The 4,549-nt window shown below is 72.8% G+C and carries 3 protein-coding genes and 1 pseudogene; 2 read left to right on the top strand and 2 right to left on the bottom strand.

The genetic code is table 11. From position 1 onward, the window contains the following. Nucleotides 1-989, top strand: a 989-nt coding sequence (locus tag KS423_RS39140) for a hypothetical protein (protein ID WP_224284494.1), incomplete at its 5' end; no start/stop codon positions are given. On the opposite strand, the gene KS423_RS39145 is transcribed toward KS423_RS39140, so the two are convergent. Further along, a complete protein-coding gene (locus KS423_RS39145; RefSeq protein ID WP_224284495.1) occupies nucleotides 976-3,210 on the bottom strand; it encodes a hypothetical protein in 2,235 nt (744 codons plus the stop codon). The two genes, KS423_RS39140 and KS423_RS39145, sit on opposite strands and share 14 nt — an antisense overlap. Before the next feature lie 330 nt (nucleotides 3,211-3,540). Between KS423_RS39145 and KS423_RS39150 the strand changes: the two genes are divergently transcribed. Further along, entirely contained in the window at nucleotides 3,541-4,128 is a 588-nt protein-coding gene (locus KS423_RS39150; RefSeq protein ID WP_224284496.1) for a TerD family protein, read from the top strand. Nucleotides 4,129-4,156: 28 nt separating this feature from the next. On the opposite strand, the pseudogene KS423_RS39155 reads toward KS423_RS39150, so the two are convergent. Continuing rightward, nucleotides 4,157-4,549: pseudogene (locus tag KS423_RS39155) on the bottom strand (ABC transporter permease); the annotation flags it as partial.

Below are 4,549 nucleotides of genomic sequence, written 5' to 3' on the forward strand. Positions count from 1 at the left end.
CGGCCGTGACCGGTGCGCCGTCGGCCGACGCCACCCCGGCCGGTGCCGAGCGCCGCGCCGATGGTGCCCGGCTGCTCTACCGCGCCGGGGGCGGCCACAGCGCGCAGAACCCGGCCTTCGCCCCGGACGGCCGCTCGGTGCTGTTGACCGAGTTCAGCGAGGGCTACAACAAGGGCGCCGCCGCCCTCGGCATCCTGCCGCTGGACGGCGGCGCGCCGCGCAAGGTCTTGGAGGATTCCGACAAGGCGGCCGTCAACCTCCCCGGCAGCAGCTGGAACGCCGCCGCCGACGCCTTCGCCTTCGCCACCGACCGGGAGTCCGGGCACGACGAGGTCTGGCTGATGCGGCCGGGCGGCGCCCCCGAGCGGGTGACCAGCCACGCCGACGACAGCGGCTACAGCGAGCCGAGCTTCTCCCCGGACGGCGAGTGGATCGTCTTCCAGCAGAGCCGGGAGCCGGAGCGCGCCGCGGTGCAGGACGACACCGCCGGGCAGGGCTCGCTCTGGAAGGTCCGCCGCAGCGGTGGTGCGCCCGTCCTACTGGTGGACGGCCGGGGCACCGGCACCGACAACCGGCAGCCGAACTGGTCCCCGAAGGGCGACCGGATCGTCTTCCAGCGGCGGAGCGCGGGCCGCGAGGACTGGTCGCTGTGGACGGTGAACGCGGACGGCGGCGGACTGCGGCGGGTCACCGAAGCGCCGGGCGAGCACACCGATCCGAGCTGGTCCCCGGACGGCCGCTTCCTGGTCTTCTCCTCCAACCTGGGCGACCTGCCGAACGCCCAGGTCTTCGTGGTCCCGGCGGACGGCCGCACCCCGGGTGCCCCTCCCGTCCGGGTGACCCGCGACGACACCGCCTACGACGGTGCGCCGAGCTGGTCCCCGGACGGGCAGTGGATCGCCTTCGAGTCCGCCCCGGGCGGCGAGGCCAACCCCGCCGCCCTCTGGCGTGTCCCGGTGCCCCGCGAGGCCGTCGCTAACCGACGGTGATCGTCACCACCGAGTACTGCGCGACGGTCAGCGGCACGCTGACCGTCCCGCCGGTGACGGTGTACGGGACGGCCTTGGGCGCCGGGTCGGTGCCGTCCGGGCCGGCGACGGTGACGGCGGTGACGCTCGCCCCGGCCGGGAGGGCGTAGGAGAGCGTGCAGTTGGCGGGCGTGCTGCGGAACGCCGCCGGGGTGTCGCCGAAGTTGGTGAAGTTCACCAGGTGGACGACGGTGTCCGCGCCGAGCCGCCGGGCGTCCAGGAAGATCCGGCGGTCCCCGGCCAGGGTGACCGCCGGCGGGGCGGACTGCCGGACGGCGGTGAGAAGCTGGTCCGCCGAGGCCTGGTCGGTCTTGGTCAGGTAGCTCAGCCCGGGCAGCGCCTTGACGTACCAACAGCTGCCGCTGCCGTAGGAGTTCTGCCTGGTGGCGGGCAGTGGGTCGGCCCTGCGCAGGCCGAGCACGTCGGAGAGCGCGAACTCGCTGCGCTGGCCGCCCAGTTCGTCCAGCGCGGTGGGCGCCGGGCCGGTGATCACGATCGTCCCGCCGGCCGCGACGAAGCCGCGCAGCAGCGCCGCCTCGGCGTCCGAGACCGCCTGGAGGTCGGGCAGCAGCAGGACCTTGAAGCGGGCCAGGTCGTCGGCGGTCAGGCCGGGGCTGGGAACCGTGTCGAACGGGACGTGGGCGTACACCAGCGCCTTGACGGTGCCCCGGAACTCGCCGAGCCAGGGGATCGAGGCGCAGCTCATCTGCGGGTCGTCGCCGCCCCACCAGTCGGTGATCCCGGCCGGGGCCGTGGCGTTGACGTACATCCCGTTGCCTTCGCCCGGGGCCACGTAGTCCCGGGACGGTGCGGAGTGGTAGACGCCGACCTGCGCGATCGAGACCGGGTCGTAGAGCTTCGCCTGGTTGGTGCGTACGAAGCGGTACATCCGGGTGCGCATCGCGGCGTCCACGGTGTCGTTCTTGAACGGGGTCTTCACCTCGTACGGGTTGCAGCCGGCCGCGATCAGCTGGGACATCACCAGCGAGGCGTCGTCGGCCTGCCAGCCGTAGGAGAACGCCCAGGCCGGCTTGGTGCCGCTGGCGGCGCGGGCGTACTTGTACATGGAGATCAGGCAGACCCAGTCGGAGGCGGTGGCGTGCCGCATGCCGTCGTAGTTTCCGAGGATGTCCACCTCCCAGACCTGGCTGACGGCGCCGGGGGCCTGGCGCAGGTAGCCGCCGTCCAGGCCGATCGAGGTGGCGTAGCGGTAGTCCATCGACACGGTCTCGACGAAGGTGACCAGGTCGGGGTTGACCGAACGGCCCGCGTCGGCGATGTCCAGCTGGAACCGGAGCAGGTTGCGGTGGCGCCACTCGACGTAGCGGCGGAAGACCGGGTCGGCGAAGTTCGCGGCCTTGGGCAGGTCGAGGCCGGTGTCGGACTTGAACGCGGCCGCGCCCCAGGTGGAGGCGTCGCACCAGGAGAGCACGCCGTCGAAGTAGATCGGGACGTCCGGCCAGATACCGTCCACGCCGGTCGCGGCCACGCCCTTGATCCGCTTGAGGTAGTAGTCCCGCCAGGGCGAGTTGGGGCTGAGCCAGACGCTCTCGTCGCCCGGGTCGACCCAGACCACCACGCTGCCGTAGAACACGTTGGGCTTGCCGGCGAGGTCGCGCTGGACCCAGTTCTTGCCCTGGTCGTTCTTGTAGAAGGAGCGGCCCTTCTCGCCTCCGGGGGAGATCAGCTCCAGGGACGGGTAGTACATGACGACCTTGAGCCCGGCGGCGTGGGCCAGGCCGGTGAACGTCCTCACCTCGGCCATGTGGGCGGCGAACTGGGCGTCGGTGAGCCAGTCGGAGAGCAGGGTGTCCAGCTCGATGACGCTGACCTCCTGCGCCTTGAGGGCGTCCACGGCGCCCTGCATGTCGGCGGGCTCGTTGAAGGTGCCGTCGGCGATGCGGGCGTAGCGGGCCCAGTCCGGCCAGGTCTGGGCGGAGGTGGTGGTGCGCAGGGCGGCGGCCCGGGTGGTGGCGGGCCAGCTGCCGTCGTACTGGGCGGTGCCGTGGTCGGTGTCCGGTGCCGCGGCCGCCCAGGCCGTGCCGCCGGGCAGCAGTCGGACGGTGGCCAGTGCGCCGCCCGCGCCGAGGCCGGCCCGGAGCAGCCGCCGGCGGCCGAGGCGCGATCCCCCCGGTCGTTCCGGTGTTGTGTGCTGTTCGGTTCCTTCGTGCTGCTCGGGCATGGTGGTCCCCCCAGCGTGAGTGGGCCGATGCGCTTCGGCACGGCCCGGGAACGGTCGTGAGCACTGCGATCGGTGCGCGGACGGCGCGCCGTTGCAGCCGGGTGCCGCCTCGGGGCCGACCCTAGACCGTGCGCCGCCCCGGTCGTCCGGCTGCGGTCCGCGGCTACGCCAGACGTCGGAGCGCCGGTTCCCTCAGTGTGCGGACCGTTGTCGGGGTGAGGTCCGGGGGAGTACGGGGTACAGGTGCTGGCAGGGCACCGTCGATGATCATAAATTCTCTACAGTGCTGTAGATTCGCGGCACGGGCGGTGGCAGAACGAGGAGGACGCGATGAGCGTTTCGCTGGCCAAGGGGCAGAAGATCAGCCTGGAGAAGCCGGGGGGTGGGCAGCTGAGCCTGGTTCGGATGGGCCTCGGCTGGAAGGCGGCGGAGCGCAAGGGCTTCCTCGCCAAGCTGCTCGCCGCAGGCCGGGAGATCGACCTGGACGCCTCGGCGGTGCTGTTCGCCCAGGGACGGCCGGTGGACGTGGTCTTCTTCCAGCACCTCAACAGCAACGACGGCTCGGTCCGGCACAGCGGGGACAACCTGGTCGGCGGCGCGGGCGACGCGACCGACGACGAGTCGATCACGGTCGACCTGACCACCGTCTCCGCCGAGGTCGACCAGATCGTCTTCACCGTCAACTCCTTCACCGGGCAGACCTTCCAGGAGGTCGAGGCGGCCTTCTGCCGGCTCGTGGACGAGACCACCGGCACCGAGCTGGCCCGCTACACGCTCACCGGCGGTGGGCCGTACACCGCGCAGATCATGGCCAAGGTGCAGCGCACGGCGACCGGTTGGCAGATGACGGCGATCGGCCAGCCGGCCGGCGGGCGGACCTTCCAGGACCTGATGCCGGAGCTGGTCAAGCACCTCTGACCGTCCGGCGCGGGCCCGGCGCCCGGCGTCAGTCGACGTCGCGGCGCCGGAACCCGGCCAGGGCCAGGGCGATCAGAGCGGCCGCGACCAGGGTGAGTACGGCGAGCGGCGTCCAGTCCATCGCGGCCGCGGGGAGCCGGGGCACCTGGCCGTACGGGGAGAGCCGGTCCAGTCCTGCGGGGAGGCCGAGCAGCGGGCCCAGGTAGCCGATCACGAAGGCGTACGCGGGTACCAGCCAGGCCAGTGGCGTGGCCCGGGGCAGCCAGCCGTACACCGCCGCGGCGAAACCCACGGTCACCCACTGGGCGGGCGCGAAGGCCAGCGCCGCGCCGGTCAGCCGCAGGAACGCGCCCCCGTCGCCGCTGGACGCCGCCCCGGCCAGGCCGAAGCCGACGCCGGCCGCGAGCAGCACGGCGGTGGA

Source organism: Streptomyces sp. LS1784, from assembly GCF_020103755.1.
GTDB lineage: Bacteria > Actinomycetota > Actinomycetes > Streptomycetales > Streptomycetaceae > Kitasatospora.